At 59.7% G+C, this 22921-nt stretch carries 21 protein-coding genes and 1 tRNA gene; 11 read left to right on the top strand and 11 right to left on the bottom strand.

The window, feature by feature from the left end:
- A partial coding sequence (locus tag EKN07_RS12645; RefSeq protein WP_164546663.1) for a hypothetical protein occupies positions 1 to 377 on the top strand: 377 nt, incomplete at its 5' end.
- A gap of 61 nt (positions 378 to 438) precedes the next feature.
- On the opposite strand, the gene EKN07_RS11055 is transcribed toward EKN07_RS12645, so the two are convergent.
- From EKN07_RS11055 to EKN07_RS11035, 5 genes are all read right to left on the bottom strand, one after another.
- Positions 439 to 858, bottom strand: a complete 420-nt coding sequence (locus EKN07_RS11055) for a helix-turn-helix domain-containing protein (protein WP_126146417.1) — start codon at positions 856 to 858, stop codon at positions 439 to 441.
- A 63-nt stretch (positions 859 to 921) separates the two neighbouring features.
- Positions 922 to 1113 (bottom strand): type II toxin-antitoxin system HicA family toxin, encoded by a 192-nt coding sequence (locus EKN07_RS11050; RefSeq protein WP_126146416.1) that lies wholly within the window; start codon positions 1111 to 1113, stop codon positions 922 to 924.
- Positions 1114 to 1470: 357 nt separating this feature from the next.
- Entirely contained in the window at positions 1471 to 1833 is a 363-nt protein-coding gene (locus tag EKN07_RS11045; protein ID WP_126146415.1) for a hypothetical protein, read from the bottom strand.
- A 61-nt stretch (positions 1834 to 1894) separates the two neighbouring features.
- Positions 1895 to 2281 carry a hypothetical protein gene (locus EKN07_RS11040; RefSeq protein WP_126146414.1) on the bottom strand — a complete coding sequence of 129 codons (387 nt, stop codon included), beginning with the start codon at positions 2279 to 2281 and terminating at the stop codon, positions 1895 to 1897.
- Between the two features lie 222 nt (positions 2282 to 2503).
- A tRNA-Ile gene (locus tag EKN07_RS11035) sits at positions 2504 to 2580 on the bottom strand.
- Between the two features lie 291 nt (positions 2581 to 2871).
- Here EKN07_RS11035 and EKN07_RS11030 point away from each other — a divergent pair.
- Entirely contained in the window at positions 2872 to 4800 is a 1929-nt protein-coding gene (locus EKN07_RS11030; protein ID WP_108715804.1) for a BCCT family transporter, read from the top strand.
- A 104-nt stretch (positions 4801 to 4904) separates the two neighbouring features.
- Here the strand turns inward: EKN07_RS11030 and dnaG are convergent, their stop codons facing one another.
- The 5 genes from dnaG to EKN07_RS11005 all read right to left on the bottom strand — a co-directional run bounded on the left by dnaG (position 4905) and on the right by EKN07_RS11005 (position 12447).
- Positions 4905 to 6878 (bottom strand): DNA primase, encoded by a 1974-nt coding sequence (gene dnaG, locus EKN07_RS11025; protein ID WP_126146413.1) that lies wholly within the window; start codon positions 6876 to 6878, stop codon positions 4905 to 4907.
- A gap of 210 nt (positions 6879 to 7088) precedes the next feature.
- Positions 7089 to 8324: a deoxyguanosinetriphosphate triphosphohydrolase gene (locus EKN07_RS11020; protein ID WP_108715805.1), complete on the bottom strand. Its 1236-nt coding sequence runs from the start codon at positions 8322 to 8324 to the stop codon at positions 7089 to 7091.
- A gap of 48 nt (positions 8325 to 8372) precedes the next feature.
- Positions 8373 to 9632 carry a tRNA dihydrouridine synthase DusB gene (gene dusB, locus EKN07_RS11015; RefSeq protein WP_108715806.1) on the bottom strand — a complete coding sequence of 420 codons (1260 nt, stop codon included), beginning with the start codon at positions 9630 to 9632 and terminating at the stop codon, positions 8373 to 8375.
- Entirely contained in the window at positions 9629 to 11050 is a 1422-nt protein-coding gene (locus EKN07_RS11010; protein WP_126146412.1) for a YibE/F family protein, read from the bottom strand. The genes dusB and EKN07_RS11010 overlap by 4 nt, the downstream gene beginning before the upstream one ends.
- Positions 11050 to 12447, bottom strand: coding sequence for a glycine--tRNA ligase (locus EKN07_RS11005; RefSeq protein WP_126146411.1), 1398 nt, complete (start codon positions 12445 to 12447; stop codon positions 11050 to 11052). The genes EKN07_RS11010 and EKN07_RS11005 overlap by 1 nt, the downstream gene beginning before the upstream one ends.
- A 562-nt stretch (positions 12448 to 13009) precedes the next feature.
- Between EKN07_RS11005 and EKN07_RS11000 the strand changes: the two genes are divergently transcribed.
- The 9 genes from EKN07_RS11000 (at position 13010) to EKN07_RS10960 (ending at position 19354) form a co-directional block, all read left to right on the top strand.
- Complete coding sequence (locus EKN07_RS11000; protein ID WP_108715808.1) at positions 13010 to 13234, top strand: hypothetical protein; 225 nt, start codon at positions 13010 to 13012, stop codon at positions 13232 to 13234.
- A gap of 113 nt (positions 13235 to 13347) precedes the next feature.
- Positions 13348 to 14991, top strand: coding sequence for an alpha/beta hydrolase (locus EKN07_RS10995; protein ID WP_126146410.1), 1644 nt, complete (start codon positions 13348 to 13350; stop codon positions 14989 to 14991).
- Between the two features lie 4 nt (positions 14992 to 14995).
- Positions 14996 to 15565, top strand: coding sequence for an LppA family lipoprotein (locus EKN07_RS10990; RefSeq protein ID WP_126146409.1), 570 nt, complete (start codon positions 14996 to 14998; stop codon positions 15563 to 15565).
- Positions 15566 to 15603: 38 nt separating this feature from the next.
- On the top strand, positions 15604 to 15897 hold the full coding sequence (locus tag EKN07_RS10985) for a hypothetical protein (RefSeq protein WP_125482461.1): 294 nt from the start codon (positions 15604 to 15606) through the stop codon (positions 15895 to 15897).
- A 130-nt stretch (positions 15898 to 16027) separates the two neighbouring features.
- Entirely contained in the window at positions 16028 to 16948 is a 921-nt protein-coding gene (locus tag EKN07_RS10980) for a metal ABC transporter substrate-binding protein (RefSeq protein ID WP_240611207.1), read from the top strand.
- Between the two features lie 13 nt (positions 16949 to 16961).
- Complete coding sequence (locus EKN07_RS10975; RefSeq protein WP_126146408.1) at positions 16962 to 17789, top strand: ABC transporter ATP-binding protein; 828 nt, start codon at positions 16962 to 16964, stop codon at positions 17787 to 17789.
- Positions 17786 to 18664 carry a metal ABC transporter permease gene (locus tag EKN07_RS10970; RefSeq protein WP_108715813.1) on the top strand — a complete coding sequence of 293 codons (879 nt, stop codon included), beginning with the start codon at positions 17786 to 17788 and terminating at the stop codon, positions 18662 to 18664. The genes EKN07_RS10975 and EKN07_RS10970 overlap by 4 nt, the downstream gene beginning before the upstream one ends.
- Positions 18661 to 19134 carry a Fur family transcriptional regulator gene (locus EKN07_RS10965; protein WP_108715814.1) on the top strand — a complete coding sequence of 158 codons (474 nt, stop codon included), beginning with the start codon at positions 18661 to 18663 and terminating at the stop codon, positions 19132 to 19134. Before EKN07_RS10970 ends, EKN07_RS10965 begins: the two co-directional genes overlap by 4 nt.
- Before the next feature lie 4 nt (positions 19135 to 19138).
- Positions 19139 to 19354: an RNA-binding S4 domain-containing protein gene (locus tag EKN07_RS10960; protein WP_108715815.1), complete on the top strand. Its 216-nt coding sequence runs from the start codon at positions 19139 to 19141 to the stop codon at positions 19352 to 19354.
- Positions 19355 to 19374: 20 nt separating this feature from the next.
- On the opposite strand, the gene dnaE is transcribed toward EKN07_RS10960, so the two are convergent.
- The gene (gene dnaE / locus EKN07_RS10955) at positions 19375 to 22911 is read right to left on the bottom strand and encodes a DNA polymerase III subunit alpha (RefSeq protein ID WP_126146407.1); all 3537 of its coding nucleotides are present in this window, start codon (positions 22909 to 22911) and stop codon (positions 19375 to 19377) included.
- Positions 22912 to 22921 lie beyond the last annotated feature (10 nt).

Here is a 22921-nt window from a genome sequence, read left to right as displayed (position 1 = left end):
CAGCGGTGAAACGCATCGTCGCACTCGTCGTCTCCCTGCTCCTGGCCACAGTCACCGTGTTGGTCAACGGTGTAACAAACTGGTCGGACATCCTCACGGTGGCCGCCCTGATCATCGCTGGATCCCAAGTGATCTACGCGGCCGTCTACCCGGCCGCCCAGGCTGTCACACGAGCCGCAACCCCAACCACAACACCGGATACCTCCAACCTGCACCAAGACGCAGGAACGGAAACCATACCGGACTATGCGACAGCCTCGCTCGACGAGGCCATCACGGCCACGCTGGCCGAAGCACGACTGACTATCGCCGCTGAAACCACCCTCGACGGCGGCACGGATACCACTGTGGCGACAGCTGTCCAAGACAGCGCGTAGCCCGTCACACGATCAACCAGATTGGCCCCACCCTTGCCAGGTAGGGCCAATCCTTTTGTTTCTAGGCCGCGGGCTCTTCACCCGTGCCCGAAACTGCCGATGCGGGAACAAACCACGTCTTGCCGACCTTCGTCGCCACCAGTGCCCCGGTGTGGATCCGGTGCAGGACCCCCTGCCGCGTCAACCCGAGAGCGTCAGCCGCCTGCGAAACTGACAACAGCTCCGGCAACGGCTCCAAGCCGTGTACCCGGTCAAACTCCTCGCTCGTGCGCACGGTCAGCGCTCGCGGTTCGCCGACGGTGCCAGCGACCGCGAGCAGTGTCGAGATCGCCTGCTGCAGGCTGTCAGCGGGCAGTGACAAGGTGACACTCCACCCGTGAGGCGCGGGACCGACGGCCACGTGATAGTCCGCCAAGCGCTCGAGCAGGTCCTCGTCGCTAAGCGCTGTCGTGATAGCAATAACCCCTGTGTACTCCACCATTTGTGAGCTATCCTTTCTGTGTGTGGGTGGCTACCCGGCTGTTGTGCCGGGTAGCCACCCGGCCTATCTGCGGAAGCCCGCCCGCCTCAAGTACGCCATCGCATTCTTCAGCGACCGCGACGAGGACGGAGTGCCCGGCAGCGTCGTGATCAACTGTCCGTCCCGGTAGACCCTCACATGCCCACGGGACGTGCGCTTCGTCTCGAACCCTGCCGCTTCCAGCTCCTTCACGAACTTCCGCACTTCCTTGTCCATCCTAACCACCTCCTTCCATTTGACACTAATATTCTATCCAATCATTTGTCAATTGACAAGCGGAAGTGTGTGGACCGGCTGTGTCCTCTACCACAACTCGGCCACTGTCTCGACGTGTCAGCGGACCCCGAGACCTGGGAACAGCGCCGCCATATAGCTGTCATAGGCGGCAACAGTGCGGCCACACACGCACTCGCTGATGCAAAGGGACGGGACGTGGTAGGCGGCATGCACGTAACATTGGTGGGTAAAAATCTCACGCTCGGGCTGAACGGGATATTTTCACCCGGCAATGTAACACCCAAGCGGCAACGGCCATCAGATCGGCTCCAGTCATCGCCACGATATTCCCCTGTTCTAGTAGCTGTGCCCGGCCCATTGGTACAGGGTTTTCCGGGTGACGCCTACCTCCTCGGCGAGCCTCGTCACATTAGCGTCGTCGTCGAGCGCCGCAATGATCACCCCGCGCAGGTAGTCTTGCGCGTCGGCTGCCGCTTGCTGTGCACGCTTCCACTGCTCAGCCGCGTCCTGCACCGTGGTGTCGCCGAGGATGAATGCGCCAGCGCCGCTTGCTGCCTCGGCCGGCCCTGTCTCGTCGCCGTCGCCGTAGGCTGCGTCGATTGCATCCCAGGCGTCGGCGATGCGCTCCACCTGATCATTTGTGTGCTCGGCGGGGCCTAGCCAGGCCTGCACGCCGCGAATCCGCTCCTCACGGTCCATCTGTCTATCCTTTCAATGTGTTGCAGGCCCGGCCCCCGCGGGGGCCGGGCCATGTTTTGTTTTAAATCCGCTCTTCTGCGACCTCAAGCAGATCGTCGAACTCCGCGCCTCCCCAGCGTATATCCACAAGATCGGAGACGAGCGCGAAAAATGCCTCATCGTCGGCGACAACCTCGGCACGCTCCGGGAAGAGTAGGACCTCACCGGCATCGGCGTCCAGCGGCTCATCCTCGGATGCCGGTCCCTCAATCTCTACCAGCACCGGGCAAGAGGCCTGGATCGCATAGCAGGCGATGTAGGCGGCGAGCTGAGCGAGCGTCTCGCAGCCGGAAACGCCGTGGCGTACCTGGTCATCCGCAAAGTCGCCCATCGGGTAGGAGTACTGGCACTCGGGGTCCAGCAGCTCGGCGATGTCGCGGCCCTTGTCTTGGATGCGGTAGGCGATCATCGTTTTGTCCTTTCGGTTGTCGGTGGGACCCCTCCCTCCGTGTATCTCCAGTATACACACTAGTGTTTACGCAGTCAACACGCTTAGGGTGGCGCGCATCACTCCTCCGGCGTGGATGGGGTCTATTTCGCCTGCTCCTCTTAGCTAACCTCGTAGCTCACCAGGTGTGCCGGCGGACGACGGGTGTTGCCTTCTGTTTTGGCGTGATATTAGTGTTTGTAGTGGTGCCCCCGGCAGGACTTGAACCCGCGACCGATGGATTATGAGTCCACTGCTCTAACCGGCTGAGCTACAGGGGCATGCCTCGGAAGGCCTTCCCATAATAGCCGATCACACAGGTCCTGATAAATCGCAAGCGGGTCGTCTACATACACTTACTCAACCGGCACACACCTACACCGCGAAAAGAGCGAGGATCCGCAAGAAAATCCATTGTATCTTTCACCTTCACGGACCTTCCCCATGCCTGTTACGCCACTTTTTGCGCGACACCTAAAAAAATGAATCTCATTGAATCAAGGATGAATCTGTGCAAAGCTATGACTACCCCAACTGACAGCTCATCCTGTCAACGGAAGGAATTGCAATACATGTCCGATAACTCAACTAGGTCGACGTCCGAAAAACGCTCAGTACGGCCACAGGTTTTCGTCCCCTCTGTACTCATTGTGGGACTCTTTGTGCTCCTGGCCTTCTTCCGGTCCACACAAACCCATGATGTCATCTCACGCATTCAAACGGTCGTTGTGGAAAATGTCGGCTGGTACTACATTCTGGCGGTCACCGGGTTTGTGATTTTTGCTTTCGTCTTGGCATTCTCCCGGAAAGGTGACACCGTGTTGGGCCCGGATGATTGCGAGCCCGACTACTCACGTATGTCATGGTTTGCCATGCTCTTCGCCGCCGGAATGGGCATCGGTCTTGTGTTCTGGGGCGCGGCTGAGCCACTGTCACATTTCGCCAACCCGAAGCCCGGATTTCAGGATCAGGTCGCCGCAGACGCGACAATCACCAATGAGCTCGGCACGGTCTCCGCTATCGACCAGGCCAAGGCAGGCGAGGCAATGACTACATCGTTCCTCCACTGGGGTTTGCATGCCTGGGCGATCTACGTAGTCCTTGGCCTTGCTATCGCCTATGCCGTCCACCGCAAGGGGCTGCCAGTGTCAATTCGTTGGGCACTGCGACCGGTGTTGGGAGACCGAGTACGCGGTTGGTTGGGTGACGTTATCGACACAATCGCCGTGATAGGCACCATTTTCGGTATTGCCACATCGCTGGGATTCGGTGTGAAACAAGTAGCCGCCGGTTTTGACTTTCTCGCCGACTGGAAGGTGACCGGCGGGACGCTCGTCCTGCTTGTTGTCGTCATTTCCGGCTTGGCCGCCATCTCTGTAGCAACGGGATTGGACGGCGGCATCAAGTTCCTTTCGAACACCAATCTCATCCTTGCCGCCATCCTTGTCACCTTGGTCTTCATTCTTGGACCCACCCTCTTCCTTGCCAATGAGTTCGTCGCAGACATCGGAAATTATTTTCAAGGCCTGATCCAGGAATCTTTCGAAACACTCCCCTTCGCCGGTCGCGCCGGAACCGACTGGCTCTCAGACTGGACCGTGTACTACTGGGGCTGGTGGATGAGTTGGTCGCCGTTCGTCGGTATTTTCATCGCCCGTATTTCTCGCGGTCGCACCGTGCGCGAGTTTATCCTCGGTGTGCTCATGGTGCCCACCTTGGTCACCTTCATTTGGTTTGCGATCCTGGGTGGAAACGGACTCTACCAGCAGATGTTCGGCGCTTCGAATCTCATTGGCCCCGACGGCACCGTTACCGTTGATACGGTCCTCTTCCAAACCTTCGCCAACATGCCCGGAACGACGATTCTCTCCATCCTCGCAATGATCGTCGTCATCATCTTCTTCGTGACCTCGTCGGACTCCGGTTCGTATGTTATGTCGATGATCTGCTCTGGTGGAGATCCGAATCCACGTACCTCCGTACGGCTGACCTTTGCAACACTTTCGGGAGCGATCGCCGCCGTCATGTTGGCACGCGACTCCGACGCCGGTATGTCTGCCCTGCAAACCATCGCCATTCTCATCGGACTGCCATTCTCCGTCATCATGATCGTCATGTGTGTGGCACTGTGGCGGGAACTGGCGAAGGAAGAGAAACTCCGGATGCGGATACAGCGCCGCGAATTCGCCAAGGCGCTCGCTGAGAGGGTATCCGGCGAAGTACGCTCGGATATCTATGCGGAGATCTCCCAGCACACTGCCGCTTCACGCGCACGGCCAATTGAAACGACGGTTGATCTGCGGCGCTTCTTCGAACGCCTCTCCCGTCAATCCAGCCGCAGCGCATTGCCACGATCACGGCGTGGAGCCACAACCAACACACCGCTAAGCACCGCTGGTATTCCGAACGAGATCATCAACAGCACAAGTACAGCGGTAGATCCGACCGAGGCACCCGATCCATCCGATGACGATGGGCGACCATCCTCCACCGCATCGTAAAGCCCGTCGCCCCGGCTCATAGCGCCGAGTATTTCTTCATACGCTCCGGTTCCGCAACGATCAGTTCCGAAGCAGTGTGCAGCGCGGTGGAAGCAGACTCGAGGTTACTCAATCTGTTCGTCGCAGGCTCTGCGCTGCCCTTCTAATTCGATGAGTCGAGCAAATAACTCGCCATGGCGGGGATCGTCGGCAGATGTGCGCTGTAGTTCGGAGCGCAGGTCGGCTATCTGCCGCGTAATACCCTGCCTGATCAGAGACACGGCAATACTCCACACGTACCGCTCCAACCGTTCTGGACGATTCTCCGGCAGCTCCTCCACCGCTAACTGCGAGACTGCTCGCGCGATTACGGGGTCCGCCTGCGCCGCAACCTGCTCAACGAACCACGCGGACGCCTCACGGTCGGCTTGCAGCGGGTCCACGCCGTTGCCCTGCAGCTCCTTGAAACGCTGCAGGTAGCATGCGGTGCCCCCCACCGCTCGAATCGCCTCGTGGACGCGCCGATGTGCTGGAACGGTGAAGGTCTGAGACGGAAGCTCATCCATTTGCGCCGACGCGGCATAGCGGGGCAGCTGCAGATAGACCTCCAGTGCTTCCCGCTCAATCCGCTCGACCGGATCACGCAGACTCGCACGTGGGGCAAGCGGCGGCCCGGATGCGGCTTCCGGTTTGGGAGTGTTCGATTTGGCACGCCGTGGCTCCGATGCCACCTGCCGCCCTGCATGCTGAACCGCCTGCCGAACCGTTGTTTCATCCATACCGAGCCACCCGGCGAGTTGCCGGGTGTACTCGCCACGCAGAACCCGATCACGGATTGAGGCCACCATGGGCGCCGATGCGCGCAGTCCCACTGTTCGCCCCTCGGCGGTGCCGAGCGGCACTCCCTTCAACACGGATTGAATCGCGAACTCGAATAGCGGCCGCCGTGACTGAACAATTGCGCGAACTCCTTCATCCCCGTATGCCATGCGAACCTCACACGGGTCCATGCCCTCGGCTGCCACGGCCACGAAAGTCTGGGCTGCGAAGGCCTGGTCTTCCTGAAACGCGCGCAGGGCTGCCTTCTGGCCGGCGGCGTCACCGTCGAAGGTAAAAATGACTTCTCCACCGTAGGCACGCCCTGATGACAGCATCACCCCCGCCGCTGGGTCGGCTCCATCGCCAATCAGGCGACGCACGATCTTAACATGCTCCGCACCGAACGCGGTACCGCAGGTAGCGACGGCACATTCAATACCGGCCAGTTGAGCAGCCATAACATCCGTATATCCTTCGACGACGACGATGCGCCGCTCCCGCGCAATCGCACGCTTGGCCAAATCCAGCCCATACAGCACCTGCGCCTTGTGATAGATCGGAGTCTCCGGTGTGTTGAGATACTTGGGGCCGTTGTCCTCATCACTGAGCTTGCGGGCCCCGAAACCGATCGGTTCGCCGGTGATTGAGGTAATCGGCCACATCAGACGGCCGCGGAAACGGTCGTAGAGACCGCGCGATCCTTGCGCCGTCAACCCGGATGACGCGATCTCCTTTTCACTGAATCCGTGCCCGCGCAGCTGCTTGAGCAACCCATCCCAGGTATCGGGAGAGTACCCGATACTGAAACGCGCCAGGGCATCATCGTCAAAACCACGCGTGGTGAGCAACTGGCGTGCCTTCTCCCCTGCCGGGGTATGCAGCTGGGCGACGTAAAAGTCCACCGCCACGCGATGCGCGTCGATAAGACGCTGCCGGGTGGCTCCACCTTGCTCCCGGCGCTTCCCGCGGCCGTTATCCTCGTAGTGAAGCTCAATGCCCGCCTTGCGTGCGAGCAGCTCAACGGCCTCAACGAAGGAGATATGCTCGATCTGTTCCACGAAGGAGATGACATCGCCTCCCTCACCGCAGCCGAAACAGTGCCAACGGCCAACATGCGGACGCACATGAAATGACGGCGTCTTCTCGTCATGAAAGGGGCACAGTCCGACCTGCGAATCCACGCCTGCCGTGCGGAGTGAAACGTATTGACCGACGACCTCTTCAATACGCGTGCGGGCGCGGACCTCGTCGATGTCCTCCCGTTTGATCAACCCGGGCATGGATCCAGTGTAGTCTGCCCCACCGACACACTTCACCGCGTGTCCCCATAGCTCAATCATCGCCGCAGACATTTGTGAAATGTTCCCTTATACCCGTCGAGAGCAAAACGGTATTGGATGTCCTATCCCACCACGCATCGGCGGTGGATTCGCGGCGTTGCGTCACCTGACCCGGGCTCTATCCACGGCCCGTGCCGTCGCGGTGCCGCATTAGTGTCGGAGCATACCGCATAGGCGGGAATGCCACTGCCGCGCCGACTGGTCCGTTAACGATGCCACCTGGTCGACCACCACCCGCAGCCGGGCGTCGTCGTCGGCCCGCTGCCACATCTCATAGAAGTGCGGCTCAAGTTGTGCCGGAGATTCCTGCAGAGCGTCTACAAGGTCGAACAGAAGTGAGCGTTCCTCGAAGTAGCGCGGTTCATGTTCACGCGGCATCATAACGTATTCGACTGCGATGCCCTTCAGAATCATGATCTCGTCCAGAGTGCCCGGAGGGATGACGATGTCGCCTTCATATCGTACGAGCGGGGCACGGCCAGTCGCATCACACACGGCGGAGACGAAGCGCCCGATCAGGTCACTCGTCAGGTCCTTCATTACGGCCAGAGCACGGTATGAACCGGTGAACTCCTCCGGCCATGCCTCCTCGCGCAGCAGGCGTTGCAGGGCGTTATACAGTCGATCCGAGTCGGTGAGACCATACCACTGCTGCGTCGAAGCAATAATCTTAGACTGTTCTGCCGGGATGCGTAGTCGGCCAGGCGAGACAAAGCCACGCACCACGCCGTCTTCGACATCGTGCACCGAATAGGCGATGTCATCTGCCAGATCCATAATCTGCGCTTCGATACAGCGCGCGGTTCCCCGCGTTGAACGTACCCACTCAAAGACCGGCATGTCGTCGTCGTACACGTTGAACTTCGAGGTGCGCAGACCGTCGGCCCCATACGGCCTGTTTTCCGCCGACCAGGGATATTTTACGACGGCGTCCAACGCCGCGCGCGTCAGGTTCAGACCCGCTGGTCGCCCATCCGGTTGCATACGTTTTGGTTCTAGGCTAGTGAGGATCCGGAACGTCTGTGCATTACCCTCGAAACCGCCAACGGAGTGCGCTACCTCGGCCAAGGCTCGCTCACCGTTATGCCCGAAGGGCGGATGGCCAAGGTCATGGCATAAGCAGGCCGTCTCGACGATATCGGGATCGCATCCCAGGTTCTTGCCCAGCGAACGCCCGATCTGGGCGACTTCCAGAGAGTGAGTCAAACGCGTGCGAATGAAGTCGTCGGATTCGGGCCCTAGGACCTGCGTCTTAGCACCGAGCCTGCGTAGCGCAGAGGAATGCAGCACACGGGCACGGTCGCGTTCAAACTCCGTGCGGCTTGGATTCTTACCCGGCTCCGGTACGAAACGTTCCCGGTCGGCAAGACTATACTTCTGGTCCACGTCCTGAGCCTAGCGGCTAGCCCCCAGCATTAGCCACTGACACAGGCGTTAACCACCGGATATGTTCAGTTCCGCCAAGTGTAAAGAATTGCGTTGCGCTGGGCTGAGCGTGCGTGATTCCAACCAGCCGTCGGGTAGGTGGGGTCGCCTATAACCTCCGGCACGCCCGCGCGGCCCGTCTGCCGCCTGCGGATAGGGTTGATACAGGTCCAGCTGTTCGAGGCGTTCCTTCACTTCATCCAGCGTTGATACCAACGCCAATTGGCGCCGCGCCTGCCCACCCACGGCGAATCCACGCAGGTACCAACTGATGTGCTTACGAAGCTCGCGCATGGCACGGTACTCGTCACCGTTGAAGTGGGCAATGGAGAGTTCCCCGTGGCGAATGATCGTGTTGGCAACCTCGCGCAAGGAGGGTTCAGCATGAAAGTCGTAGCCGTGGAAATAGGCGGCCAGATCGGTGAAGATCCAGGGGCGGCCCTGGCAGCCACGGCCAATGGCAATGCCCGCGCAGCCGGTGTGCTGCAACAGATGATCGGCGTCTTCTACTCCGAAAACGTCACCATTGCCAAAAACGGGCAATTTGGTCATTGCTACCAGGTCACCGATACGGTCCCAGTTGGCTTGGCCGGCATAATGCTGCGCCGCAGTACGCGCATGCAGAATGATCCCCGCTACACCTGCATCTTCACAGATACGCGCGGCATCGCGGAAGGTCTCATGGTCATTATCGATACCGATGCGGATCTTCACCGTCACCGGTATTTCGCGCCCTCTCGCCGCGACGGCGCTGCGGGCGGCCCGAACCGCCTGGTCGACAATAGCCTCGAAAAGATCGAGTTTCCATGGCAGAGCGGCTCCTCCGCCCTTGCGAGTGACTTTTGGAACCGGACAACCGAAATTGAGGTCAACGTGGTCGGCAAGGTCTTCCTCGGCCAGGGTACGAACCGCGCGTGCCACCACAGCCGGGTCAACACCGTACAGTTGCACCGAGCGAACCGGGTCACCCGGATCGGGACGGATCATATTAAGTGTCTCGGCATTGCCTTCCACCAGGGCGCGCGACGTGATCATCTCGCAGACCCACAGGCCAGCCGGAGCACAAGTGCCGGCAGACAGGCGAGGATCGGCGTCGGTATGCGCGGGCTCGCCATGACCAGCAAGCCGACGCGCAGTAGCAAAAGCTGCATCCACACCGCGCTCTGCTGCTTCACGGCACAGCTGACGGAAGGGCGGATTCGTCACCCCGGCCATCGGTGCAAGAATAACGGGAGTTTCCAGTGCCAGCGACCCTAAACGAACGGTCACAGGTCTGCCTCTTTTTCGCTGATTTCAAGCTGACTCGCAGTATCCGAATCCGCCGCAGCCTCTCGTTCTTTCGTGCCCTTGCGGCCTTCGACGGCCGCCGCATCATTGGGAGTGCCCACGCCTTGCACGCTCTCGCGTTCTGTGCCAGCAGCGCCGTGCGCGTGACCCGTTCCTTTCACGGTATCCGTCTTTACAGCGCCGCCGGTATTCCCGACGACGCCGTCCCGGTGCCCGGGAGCGATCCGCGCCAGCGAGGCCGCAATCGCCGTCGTGAGCGGTATAGCGAGCACGAGCCCTACTGATGCAACCAGGGTACGGGCAATCTCTTCGGCAATCTGCCCGGCCTGCAGCAGATCCTGCACCGGACGATTAATCAAGGATGCACCGATCAACAGGGGCAACGCGGAACCAACGTAGGCAAAAACCAAGGTGTACACGGTTGAGGCGATATGGTCACGTCCAACAGCCATACCCTGTTGAAAGAGTCTGCGGCGCGAAAGAGATGGGTTGGCAGCATGCAGTTCCCACACGGAGGATACCTGCGTGATAGTGACATCGTTAAGCGCACCCAGCCCGGCAAGAATCATGCCGCATAGCAGCAGCGCCCGCATATTCAGTCCGGGCACCGCGCTGGTCAAGAGTAGCGCTTCGTCACCCAGGGTGCCCGATAACTCCACCGTGCCGACCGACCAGACGGCTAGCAAGGTGGTGATGACGAGACCCGCAAAAGTGCCGAGCACCGCCGTCGTCGTACGAACGGATACGCCGTGCGCCATATACAGGGAGGCGAACATCATTGCCGCCGCGCCGACAAGAATCACTAGCACGGGCGGGCGGCCAATGGCCAGCGCGGGGATCATGAAGGCGCCCACGACGGCTAGCGAGACCCCTAGTCCGAGCAGCGCCCGGATTCCTTTCCCACGCGCCACGAGCGCCACGCAGACCACATATGTCCCCAACAAGAGCAGCAGCGGAGTTGTGCGCACGTAGTCCACGAAGGTGTAGGAGTTGCCCTCCCCAATCGTCCGCGGATCGAAGACGGCACGGATCTCATCTCCCACGTCCAAGCCGTTTTGTACGATCTCCAACGGAACGTGGACGCCGACTTCGACGCCCGACACCTCCATCGTGACCGGGGTCTGCCCACTCTCATCCAGCGTGCCGATGGACACGATTTTCCCGGTCACCTGCTCGACACCCTCCGCATACAGCGGCATTGAGCCCACGGGCGACTCACCGCGCGGCCACAGAACGGCCAGCGCTATGCCCGTGGCAAGAGCCAGTGGGATCACCAGTGCCGCCAGTACCCGGCGGATTGTGCGCAGCTGACCCGGCGGAATGTCGAGTGGTCCCGTGGCGTGAGAGTGGGCGTGAGAGTGGGCACGCCCATCTGCCTGGGAGTATTCCCCGTGCGCCATCAGCAGCCGACCAGTTTGCCCGCCAAATAGGACTCGATGGCGTCGATGGGCAGGCGTACCTGCCCCATCGTGTCACGGTCGCGTACCGTTGCCGCGTGATCCTCCAGGGAGTCGAAGTCAACCGTGATACACCATGGGGTTCCGATCTCATCCTGACGCCGGTAACGACGCCCCACCGCTCCGGCGTCGTCGAAGTCGACGTTCCAGTTGCGCCGCAGCTTGGCGGCGAGTTCGCGGGCAATGGGCGAGAGCCGCTCATCGCGTGACAACGGCAAGACGGCAGCCTTCACGGGGGCTAGTCGCGGATCCAGTTTGAGTACTACTCGCTTATCGACGCCGCCCTTGGTATTCGGTGCCTCGTCTTCCACGTAGGCATCCACCAAGAAAGCCATCAGCGAGCGGGTCAGCCCGGCCGCCGGCTCAATCACATACGGGATCCAGCGCTCTCCGGTGGCCTGGTCGAAGTAGGAGAGGTCCTTCCCAGAATGCTTGGAGTGCGTGGAAAGATCGAAATCGGTGCGGTTGGCGATGCCTTCCAACTCTCCCCAATCGGAGCCCTGGAAACCGAACTTGTACTCGATATCGACCGTGCGCTTGGAGTAATGCGACAGCTTCTCCTGCGGATGCTCATAGAAGCGCAAGTTCTCCGGGGCGATACCCAGATCGACATACCACTGACGACGCTGTTCAATCCAGTACTCATGCCATTTCTCATCGGTACCCGGTTCGACGAAGAACTCCATCTCCATCTGCTCAAACTCACGGGTACGGAAGATGAAGTTGCCGGGCGTGATCTCGTTGCGGAAGGACTTTCCGATCTGCCCGATGCCGAAAGGCGGACGCTTACGCGCGGATGTCATGACGTTCTGGAAGTCCACGAAAATGCCCTGCGCAGTTTCGGGACGCAGGTAGTGCAGGCCGGATTCGTCCTCAACCGGTCCGAGATAGGTCTTCAGCATCATGTTGAAATCGCGCGGCTCGGTCCATTGGCCACGTGTGCCGCAGGCCGGGCAGGGCAGGTCTGCGAGCTGCACTGAATCGGGGTCGGCAATGTCTTTACGAGCCGCGTACTCCTCCTGCATTTGATCCACGCGGAAACGCTTGTGGCAGGAGAGGCACTCGGTGAGTGGATCGTTGAACACACCCACATGGCCAGAGGCAACCCAAACCTCTTTCGGCAGAATAATGGAGGAATCCAGGCCGACGACGTCGTCGCGCGACGTAATCATCGCTTTCCACCACTGGCGCTTGATATTGTCCTTCAGTTCGACTCCCAGCGGCCCGTAATCCCAGGCCGAGCGGGTACCGCCGTAGATTTCTCCGCAGGGGTAGACGAAACCTCGGCGCTTGGCGAGGCTAATGACATTGTCGAGTCGCGACGGGGCCTTCTTGGCCATGTGTGTTCTCCTTTCCTCCGCATCTGGATGATGCGGGCCGGGCGCTAGTTTAGCTTAAGTACATGGCCGCGCACAGTTCGGGCGAAAATGCGGGCAGAAGGAGAGGCCCGCCAACACAAGGAGAGGCACAGCAAAGTAACGGGCCTTCGAGTTGAGTGCGCTGTTTGCGGTGGAGTAGATGGTTCCTCCCAAGAAGGAAGGGGAGGTAGGGAGGCGCGCACAACCTGTGCTTGGGTGTTGCAGAGAACGCCCGAATTGCCACCGAAGACTTGCGCAACATGCGGATCCGCATCCGGGCCACGGCTCAGTCACTGTATGCACTCTTTGCCGAATGCGGCTAAAAGTGCTGGTTATTCGGCTATACGGAGTGAGGCCTTGAGTCTTGTGCGAATGCGTCATTGCATGGTATGGGTTATCTGGTTAAGCTAACGGTGATCGTCGCGGTCGGTGTGGTTGCCTTGATTACCGTCTGGAGGTTTTCACTAGGTGGCGGGACGACTACTGCTGACGGACGAGGCACGGCAACAAGCTCGCAGAGAACTTAGATGGAAGGACGCAGAAGGTGTCGGAGTTGAGGGTGGTTTCGTCTAGTGTGGAGGAGGCGGCTTGGGTGGTGGGGAATGCGCGGGATGAGGCGGTGACGGTCAAGCTTGGTGACTCACTGGACGCTGTGGGGTCTGCTATGCCGGGTGGGGATGCGGCGGGCTCGGCGCCTGCGGCGGCCGGGTGGGTGGACGCGACCGCGGGGAAGCTGGCGGAGCTTTGGGCGGGTATCAGGACGCATTGAACGGGGCACTGGCCGCCTATACGGCAACTGATCAGAGTACGGACGTGGACTTCACGGCTTTTGATGCACTGGTCGACGAATAGGGCACAACGCGAAGGAGGGGGTGGACGGTCATGATCTGGGACGACGTGCTGGGATGGAACGAGGACGCGTTGGACCCGGCGGTGGATGCGTTGATCCGGATCCGTCAACGTGCCTACACCGTCGGCGAGTACATCCAGAGCATTGACGTGTCCTCCGGCTGGTCGGGTGCCGGAGCAACCGCCGCCCAAGAACGCCGCGATGGCCTAGAGGACTCATCCGAGCTGGTCCTCGGCTTGATTGGTGACCTGATTAGCGGGCTATCCGCCGCTCAGCACGGCGTGGCTGAGGTACGCCTGGCGGTGAGCGAGGCCCTGTCACGGGCAAGTTTCTTTGGTTTCCATATCTCCTCGTCCGGGAACGTGAGTGATCCTTGCGCGCGGGATCCGTCCATGACTCGTGGGGAGAAGGATGAGCGAGAAGCTGCGATGCAGACCACCCAGACCAACGTGTGGGACGCCGTGGACAAGGCGGCAGACGTGGATGCGGCGTTGAAATCCGTGTTGGATGTGGTGGGTCAGGGCAAGGCGTCGCAGGTGGAGGATCTCTCGGACACGCCAGGCCTGGCGGATTCGCCACCGGTGGGCGCCTCCACGCAGGAGGTGGCGGCATGGTGGGACGCGCTCACCGACGAGGAACGCCAACGCATGATCAAGGAGTATCCACGCCAGTTGGGCAACCTGGATGGTATTGATGCCTGGGCACGCAATGAAGCCAACCAGCACAACCTCAACGAGGATCTTGCCGCCGTGGAACGGCGTATAGCGGAGTTGGAAGGACAGTTCAACTACAAGGAACCAAAGCCGGGCGAGCCCAGCGATAATGTTTCCTACCAGGATCCGGCACTCGTGACCGAACTCCAAGACTTGGAACGCCAACGCGACGACATACTGTCCATCAAAGACGCCCTCGCGCAGGGTAGCCACACTCAGCTTTTGCTCTACGAACCCGCCACCGGCGGCCCGGGCAACGAACTGACCCACGCCGCCATCGCGGTCGGCAACATGGACACCGCCGACTATGTCGCCACCTACGTACCCGGCATGACCACCACCGCAGCAGACATGCCCGGACTGACGAAGGACATGCGGAACCTGCGGGACGTAGCGGAGGAAAACTGCTCCGGTGGGTCTGTTGCGACTATTGCGTGGATGGGGTATGACGCTCCACCGGATGTGCCGGCTGCGGCTGGTCTTGGCCGGGCGGAGACCGGTGGAGACTCGCTGGCCGCGTTTGTGGAGGGGATTGAGGACTCCCGCAACGTGGACGGCCAAGGCTCGGGGGTGTATCAGACCGTGCTCGGGCATTCCTACGGGTCAACCACCTCAAGTTATGGCGTGAGCCAGGCCCGTCCCGGCGTGGTGGACGGGTATGCCGTGTTCGGTTCCCCCGGAATAGTCAACGACTCCTGGGACATGAACGTCCCCGAAGACAACCGCTATATGATGGTGTTCAATGACGACCCGCTCTATTACGGTAATGGTCTTGTATGGGGTGAGGAAGGCCTACCACCCGGCAGTGGCCTGCTAGGCAAAGACCCCTTCCTGGATGACGGCTTCACCCACCTGAACCCAAAAGACGCCAACACGACAGTCACCGGGCACTCCGGCTACCTCGTCAACAACAGTAAGGCACAAGAACAACTCGCCAGAGTCGTGGTCGGGAAAGCCGGATAACACCATGCGACCACGACAACCCATGCAACGCCTGGCCGGGCTACTACTAGCAGCCCCGCTGGCGTTGAGTGGGTGTGCACTACTCGGAGGAAACACCATGTACGAACGGTCCTACTACGACGGAAACCTCCCCTCCCACCAACGCACCGACATCCAAACCACCCACACCGAACTCACCGGCGCCCTACAACGCGTCCGCGACCGCATCGATGCCGAATACGGACCCCAAAACTGGGAAGCCATACAGACACTCGAAGACAGAGGCACCGCCTATTGCAAGGACGGAGAGAACGAAGGACGAGAAGACGCCCGTAAGCAAGGACGCGCATTTGGTCTTCCGATTGACGACTTCCCGCACTTACTGGACATCGTAATCGAAGAGCTGGCTCCGCTCGGCTTTACCGAAGTGGTCGACATCTCCGACGAGAAAGACCGCTGGGTGAATATTTTCAATACGGAGGACGGCGGCTACGTCACTGTTATGATGCCCGAACCCGCCAGAAACTTCTCACTCCTCTACGCCAGCGGCTGCCGTCCCGAAACCAGCGACTCGAGCACATCCCCGTCGCAGTGATCCACCTCCGGTCATCACTTAGGTGCAGAGTGGTTCAGATGCGAACACGACGGTCACCGGGCACTCCGGCTACCTGGCTAATAACAGTAAGGCACAAGAACAACTCGCCAGAGTCGTGGTCGGGAAAGCCGGATAACACCATGCGACCACGACAACCCATGCAACGCCTGGCAGGGCTACTACTAGCAGCCCCGTTGGCGTTGAGTGGGTGTGCACTACTCGGAGGAAACACCATGTACGAGCGGCCCTACTACGACGGAAACCTCCCCTCCCACCAACGCACGGACGTGCAAACCACCCACACCGGACCGGCCATCACCCTAACCTCATGATTCCTCTCATCCGGCTTCCGCCCAGCTCACCCCAAGTCATGCCACCACAAACACACCCCATGTCAGCCCATCGGTGACCGCCTGCAGATACGTTTGACAGCGGGCACTAGCGAAACTGATAATGATTCTCATGACTCCTTTGTTTCGTTCGCGCTTTATAGCTCTATGCGCCACTCTGGCCGTGACGCTCGGAGCAGTCGGCTGCTCCTCCACGAACTCCAGCGACGATGGTACTCTCCATGTATCCGCGTCGTTCTATCCCATCGCCTGGCTCAGCGAGCAAATCGGCGGTGACAGGGTCACCGTCACCAGCGTGACGCCAACCAATGTTGAGCCGCACGATTACGAACTCTCCCCCGCCGATGTCACAGCCTTGAGCAAAGCAGATCTCATCGTGTACGTGGCTGGTTTCCAACCCTCAATGGACGACGCAGTCGACCAGCTCACCGGTCCGAGCGTCGCTGAACTCTCTTCAGTCGCCGACCTGCAAAAGGCGTCCTCAGCCGCGGTGGAAGCCGACGGGAGCACAAGCGAGTCCAACCTGGATCCGCACTTCTGGCTCGATCCGGTGCGAATGCAGGCAGTCGCCGCCGAAATCGAGCGGTCGCTGGCAGAGCAAGACCCTGATAATGCAGCCACATATGAAAAGAACCTTGGCGCACTACAACAAAGACTGACCGCACTCGATTCTGCCTATGAGACGGGGCTTGCCACTTGCGAAAGAGACACGATAGTCACATCCCACGCTGCCTTCAGTTATATGGCGAACCGGTACGGCCTCACCCAAGTCTCCATTTCTGGCATTGACCCTGAATCGGAACCGAGCCCAGCCGATCTAGCTGCGGTGAAGAAGGCCGTTGAAGAAACCGGTACGACCACAATATTCACGGAGTCGCTGGTCTCCCCGAAAACCGCTAACGCGCTCGCGGCCGAAACGGGTACGGAAACCGCTGTTCTTGATCCTATGGAGTCACAACCTCAGGAAGATGACTACCTCGCGGCGATGGAGAGTAATCTCAGTGCGTTGCGAACAGCCTTGAGTTGTCAGTGAATGAGAGCCACCAGTGACTGAAGTACCAGTGAACTCTTCCCACGACCGGGACCTCTACACTGCTATCGCAGTAGAGGATTTATCCGTGGTTCTCGGGGCCACGCGTATCCTCTCAGATATCACCTTCACCGTCGCGACGGGTTCCTCCGTCGCGCTTCTCGGCGCGAATGGCTCGGGAAAATCCACCCTCGTCAAGGCTATTCTCGGCGTCGTACCCCCAGCGTCCGGAACGATTAGGATATTCGGCACTCCTCTTTCGTCCCGACGCACCGTTACGTGGCAGAAGATCGGCTACGTACCACAGCGTGTCAGTGCCGCATCCGGTGTACCAGCCACCACCCTGGAGGTCGTCAGATCGGGACTCCTCTCCCCCGGCAGGCTCTGGCTAAGACGCGGACGCAAAGCCAAGGCGCGCGCACTGGAAGCTCTCGATGCGGTTGGGCTAGCAGACCGTGCACGCGACCATGTCCAGGTACTCTCCGGTGGGCAAGCTCAACGCGTCCTCATCGCACGGGCCCTAGTACGTAATCCCGAACTGCTTATTCTGGACGAGCCACTGGCAGGCATTGATCAGGAGTCACGGGAAACGCTTGCGCTTACCCTCTCGCGCCTTCGTGAACAGGGAGTCACTCTGCTCACCGTACTACACCAAATTGGCGAGCTAGCACCCCTCATTGGCCGAGTGATTGAACTCGACAGCGGCAGGATTGTCCGCGATAACCCGTTCTCCCCCACGGAGCATGCTCAGCAGAGCACTGGCGAAGACCACGACCACCACGGACCGGAAGCAGCGGGGCGTCCCCCGCATCACGCACCCGTATTGCGAACGGAAACACGATGATTGAACTCTTGTCCTCCGACCTGATGCAGCGTGCCCTCGTCGTCGCCTTCCTTGTCGGACTGTCCGCTCCCGTTGTCGGCACCTATCTAGTACAGCGTGGTATGGCGCTGATGGGCGACGGGATCGGACACGTGTCGCTCACCGGCGTTGCACTGGGTTGGCTGGTAGCGGGAGCGCTCGGACTCTCCCCTAACGATATTCTCGCCATTCCGGGCGCGATCCTCGCGTCACTCGTAGGTGCCATTCTCATCGAGGTTGTCCGCTCAACCGGTCGCACCGGCGGCGACGTCGCCCTGGCAATGCTCTTCTACGGCGGCATTGCCGGAGGCGTACTCCTCATCCGCATCGCTGGCGGCACAACCACCAATCTGAACAGTTATCTCTTCGGCTCCCTCGCCGTCGTCTCTACGGCCGATGTGCGATACACTGTCGCCCTTGCGATTGTCATCATGACGATTGGCATTGGTCTGCGAGAAGCACTTTTCGCCCTCTCCCATGACGAAGAGTTCGCCCGGGCATCCGGCCTGCCGGTGCAAACCCTCAATGTACTTGTTGCGGTCGTGGCGGCGCTCACGGTCTCCGTGTCCATGCGTGTCGTCGGCGTGCTCCTCGTCTCCGCCATCATGATCGTTCCAGTAGCAATCGCCCAGCTCGTCTCATCGTCCTTCGCACGCACCATGCATATTGCCATGGGTATCGGGGTGACGGCGTGCATTAGCGGCCTTGTCATCACCTACTATGTTCCGGCCTCGCCCGGAGCGACTATTGTCGTTATGCTGATAACCGTATACGCAATTGTCGCACTGGTCCGGGCGACAATGTCGGCAACGGCACGGCGCCGTTCACGGCATCAGCAGGTAGAGGCGATTTCATGACAGAACAACCACGCCGAACGGCGCAGCGGATGGCCATCCAAGAGGAAATGGCACGAATGCCGGGATTCGTCAGCGCGCAGGAACTGCACGGCAGGCTTGTGAACTCAGGGCAAGGAATCGGCCTCGCCACTGTCTATCGCACGCTACAGAGCCTCGCAGATCGGGGAGTACTTGACGTGCTCCGTCGCGACAACGAAACGCTGTACCGGCACTGCGTTTCCGAAGAACACCACCATCACCTCGTGTGTCGGCAATGTGGAGCCACCGTCGAAGTATCCGGCGCCGATGTCGAGGCATGGGCCTTGCGAGTAGCTGCAGAGGCGGGTTTCACAAATATCTCACATACCTTGGAACTGGACGGAATTTGCCGAGACTGCACACGGGCCAATACGGTGCCAACCAGCACCAATGATCCTGCCGAAAAACCCAGCATGCAGAGCAACACACGCACAACAGAAGAGAGAGGCTGACACAATGGACGAAATCCGGGTGCGTCTTCCTATCCGGCTGGGACAGTTCTTAAAACTCGCTTCACTGGCTGACTCGGGTGCACAGGCGCGTGAACTCATCGAAGACGGCGAGATCACCGTCAACGACGTAGTCGAAACTCACCGTGGGCACCGTTTGGCGGACGGCGACGTCGTCGCACTGGACGGCACTACGGTGCGCGTGCGCGGAACCGACAGCTAGCGGCTTGCCTGCGCGCAGGATCAGCTCAGCAAGCAGTTACGCCCGAGCAAAACCCGCAGATCTGAGAACATGCCTGGCCCCGGATGAACATAAAAGGCCCGGTCCACTTGCACAACCGCAGTAGAAGTCGGGCGTCGGATATGCAACCGGACTGGAGCCGAGCCGGGATACGAGCGGAGAATATTTGCCAACGACCCCATAAGCTCCTGCGTACACATCCTCTCCGGGACCTCGAGATCCAATGGCGAATCGGGCAGGAGATCCCCGGAAGGTAAAGAAAGATCCTGCGCGGACAACTGGATCGAACCGTCACGATCCTGCACCCGACAGGTCACCACTGCAACGGCGTCTTGCGTTAGCATCGTTGACACCGCTTGATATGTGGCCGGGAAGAAGTTGATCTCCGCACTTCCGGTGAGATCCTCCAACACCACCGTGGCCCAGAGCTTTCCGTTCTTCTTCGACACCCGCGGTTGCACCGAGGTGATTAGTCCGGCCAGGGTCACACTGGCGCCGTCGCGGGGATTCTCCTCGTTCATCAGACGAACGATGGTGGTATCTGCAGAACGTTCCAGCACGTGCTCTAGACCAGAAAGTGGATGGTCGGAAACGTACAGGCCGAGCATGTCGCGCTCGTGATCGAGCTTTACCTTCTTATCCCACTCAGGAATATCCGGCACGCTTACTTCCACGCCCCCTGCTATGGCAGGGCTGGCGCCTCCGAAGAGATCGAACTGCCCGGCCGCCTCGTTCTTCTTCAGCGCGACGACGGAGTCAACCGCTTCCTCAACCCGCGACAACAGAGCACGGCGCGTGTAGCCAAGTGAATCGAATGCTCCCGCTTTGACGAGGCACTCGATGGCACGCTTATTGCAGACCTGCAACGGAACCTTGTCAAGGAAGTCCTGGAAGGAGGTGAAGGGTCCCTTCTCTTCACGCGCCTGTATGATCCCAGCGACGACGTTCTCGCCTACATTGCGCACCGCGGAGAGTCCGAAGCGAATCTCGTTGCCAACGGCGGAGAAGTTCGAATCCGATTCATTGACATCCGGCACCAGGACCGTGATATCCATGCGGCGGCACTCGCCCAAATACAGTGCGAGTTTGTCCTTGTTGTCCTTCTTCGACGTAAGAACCGCCGCCATGAACTCGACCGGATAGTTGGCCTTGAGGTAGGCCGTCCAGAAGGAAACAACCGCATAGGCAGCCGAGTGAGACTTATTAAAGGCGTACTGGGCGAAAGGCACCAACACACCCCACAGCGTGTCGATGCACTCGCGAGAGTACCCCTTCTCCAACATGCCCTGCGAGAAGGACTCGAACTGCTTATTCAGCACATCGATCTTCTTTTTGCCCATGGCCTTACGCAGCGTATCCGCCTGCCCCATGGTGAAGCCAGCCACCACACGCGCGATCTCCATGACCTGCTCCTGATAGACAATCAGGCCATAAGTGGGAGCCAGAATGTCCCGTAGTTGCTCCTCTAACTCCGGGTGAATAGGCTCAATCTTCTGCAAGCCATTCTTGCGCAGAGCGTAGTTGGTATGGGAATTCATGCCCATAGGACCGGGGCGGTACAGGGCAGACACAGCCGAAATATCTTCGAAGTCCGTCGGCCGCATCTGCTTAAGCAGCGTCCGCATGCCAGCACCATCAAGCTGGAACACCCCGAGGGTGTCCGCCCGGCTAAGCAGGGCGAAAGTTGCCGGATCGTCCAGTTCTACCTTCTCGATATCAAGCGGTTCCTTATTGTTCGCCGCGATGTTGTGGAGGGCATCATCGATCGTTGTTAAATTTGATAGTCCGAGAAAGTCCATCTTGAGGATGCCCAGTTCCTCACATTGTGGATACTCAAATTGGGTGATGACGGCGCCGTCTGCCGGACGCTTCATCACCGGGATCACATCGGTGAGAGGCACACTTGACATGAGGACGGCACAGGCGTGTACGCCCCACTGGCGTGTTAGCCCTTCCAGTCCGTGGGCGAGGTCGTAAATCCGCTTTGCCTCGGGATCGGCACCGATTAGTTCTCGAAACTCACCCGCCTCCATATAACGTTCGGAGCTTTGATCGAAGATCTGCCCGAGCGGGATGTCCTTTCCCTGTACCGAGGGAGGCAATGCCTTGGTGAGTTTCTCCCCCATCTCGAATGGATAGCCCAGTACGCGCGAAGCATCCTTGAGTGCCTGCTTCGTCTTAATCGTGCCGAAAGTGACGACCTGCGACACTTTGTCCGCCCCATACTTCTTCTCGACATACTCGATGACTTCACCCCGTCGACGCTCATCGAAGTCAACGTCGATATCCGGCATGGAGATACGTTCCGGGTTCAGAAACCGTTCGAAGAGCAGACCGTGCCGGATGGGATCGAGCTCAGTGATCTGCAGGGCGTATGCAACCATCGATCCTGCACCGGAGCCACGGCCTGGTCCGACCCGAATACCGTGCTCTTTCGCCCAGAGAATATAGTCCGAGACGACTAGGAAGTATCCGGGGAATCCCATCTCAACAATGACCCCAACCTCATAGTCAGCCCGCTTCTGCACGTCTGCGGGAATGGTCTCCCCGTAACGCACATGCAGCCCGCGCTGGACCTCCTTCACGAACCAGGAGGTGATATCTTCACCGGGTGGCACCGGGAACACCGGCATGTAGTTTGCACCCTCGGCAGCGGTCTGGAAGGAGACATCGCAACGCTCCGCAATCATCAGGGTGTTCTCGCAGGCTCCGGGCAGGTCGCCGAAGAGATCCCACATCTCTTGAGAGGAACGCAGGTGGTAGCCCTCTCCGTCAAAGGTGAAACGGTTCGGATCCTGCAGGGTAGAACCCGAGTTGATGCACAGCATCGCATCCTGAATAGCTGCGTCACTGGACTGGACGTAATGCGAATCGTTGGTGGCGATCAGCGGCGCGTCGATCTTACGTGCCAACTCCAGCAAGTCATTGCGGACCTTACGCTCGATGGCGTTGTTGTGGTCCATGATCTCCACAAAGTAGTTCTCACGGCCGAAAATCTCCTGCATGCGTCCGGCTGACTCAAGTGCCTCCTTATGCTGTCCAAGACGCAGCCGGGTCTGCACCTCGCCCGAAGGGCACCCGGCTGTGGCGATGAGACCCTCATGGTAGGTCTCCAGAAGCTCCATGTCCATGCGCGGCCATTTGCCCATCTGTCCTTCGAGAGATGCCCGCGAGTCCAAGCGAAACAGGTTGTGTAGGCCCGTGTTGTTATACGAAAGCAGAGTGAGATGAGTATACGCGCCGCGTGCGGAGACATCGTCGGCACGCTGAGTTTCGTCACCCCACAGCACCCGCTCCGTTCCAAAACGGGAAGTGCCGGGAGTCATGTAGGCCTCGACGCCGATAATCGGCTTGATACCCTCGGCTTTTGCTGCCTTATAGAACTCATAAGCGCCGAAGCAGTAGCCGTGATCCGTGATGGCCACTGCCTCTTGGCCGTGTGCCTTTGCCTCCGCCACAAGTTTCTTGATCTTCGCGGCACCGTCGAGCAACGAGTATTCGGTATGAACATGCAGGTGAGCGAAGTCCTTGGCAACCATGTGCATCAGT

Source organism: Actinobaculum sp. 352, assembly GCF_003957265.1.
Taxonomy (GTDB): Bacteria; Actinomycetota; Actinomycetes; order Actinomycetales; family Actinomycetaceae; genus Asp313.
This window is presented reverse-complemented; position numbering and strand designations above follow the sequence as displayed.

Excerpts from the sequence above, each read along its gene's own strand:
- EKN07_RS11055 (WP_126146417.1), bottom strand. The coding sequence starts at position 858 with ATGGTGGAGTACACAGGGGTTATTGCTATCACGACAGCGCTTAGCGAC.
- EKN07_RS11050 (WP_126146416.1), bottom strand. The coding sequence starts at position 1,113 with ATGGACAAGGAAGTGCGGAAGTTCGTGAAGGAGCTGGAAGCGGCAGGG.
- EKN07_RS11045 (WP_126146415.1), bottom strand. The coding sequence starts at position 1,833 with ATGGACCGTGAGGAGCGGATTCGCGGCGTGCAGGCCTGGCTAGGCCCC.
- EKN07_RS11040 (WP_126146414.1), bottom strand. The coding sequence starts at position 2,281 with ATGATCGCCTACCGCATCCAAGACAAGGGCCGCGACATCGCCGAGCTG.
- EKN07_RS11030 (WP_108715804.1), top strand. The coding sequence starts at position 2,872 with ATGTCCGATAACTCAACTAGGTCGACGTCCGAAAAACGCTCAGTACGG.
- dnaG (WP_126146413.1), bottom strand. The coding sequence starts at position 6,878 with ATGCCCGGGTTGATCAAACGGGAGGACATCGACGAGGTCCGCGCCCGC.
- EKN07_RS11010 (WP_126146412.1), bottom strand. The coding sequence starts at position 11,050 with ATGGCGCACGGGGAATACTCCCAGGCAGATGGGCGTGCCCACTCTCAC.
- EKN07_RS11005 (WP_126146411.1), bottom strand. The coding sequence starts at position 12,447 with ATGGCCAAGAAGGCCCCGTCGCGACTCGACAATGTCATTAGCCTCGCC.
- EKN07_RS10995 (WP_126146410.1), top strand. The coding sequence starts at position 13,348 with ATGATCTGGGACGACGTGCTGGGATGGAACGAGGACGCGTTGGACCCG.
- EKN07_RS10990 (WP_126146409.1), top strand. The coding sequence starts at position 14,996 with ATGCGACCACGACAACCCATGCAACGCCTGGCCGGGCTACTACTAGCA.
- EKN07_RS10985 (WP_125482461.1), top strand. The coding sequence starts at position 15,604 with ATGCGAACACGACGGTCACCGGGCACTCCGGCTACCTGGCTAATAACA.
- EKN07_RS10980 (WP_240611207.1), top strand. The coding sequence starts at position 16,028 with ATGACTCCTTTGTTTCGTTCGCGCTTTATAGCTCTATGCGCCACTCTG.
- EKN07_RS10970 (WP_108715813.1), top strand. The coding sequence starts at position 17,786 with ATGATTGAACTCTTGTCCTCCGACCTGATGCAGCGTGCCCTCGTCGTC.
- EKN07_RS10965 (WP_108715814.1), top strand. The coding sequence starts at position 18,661 with ATGACAGAACAACCACGCCGAACGGCGCAGCGGATGGCCATCCAAGAG.
- EKN07_RS10960 (WP_108715815.1), top strand. The coding sequence starts at position 19,139 with ATGGACGAAATCCGGGTGCGTCTTCCTATCCGGCTGGGACAGTTCTTA.
- dnaE (WP_126146407.1), bottom strand. The coding sequence starts at position 22,911 with ATGGTTGCCAAGGACTTCGCTCACCTGCATGTTCATACCGAATACTCG.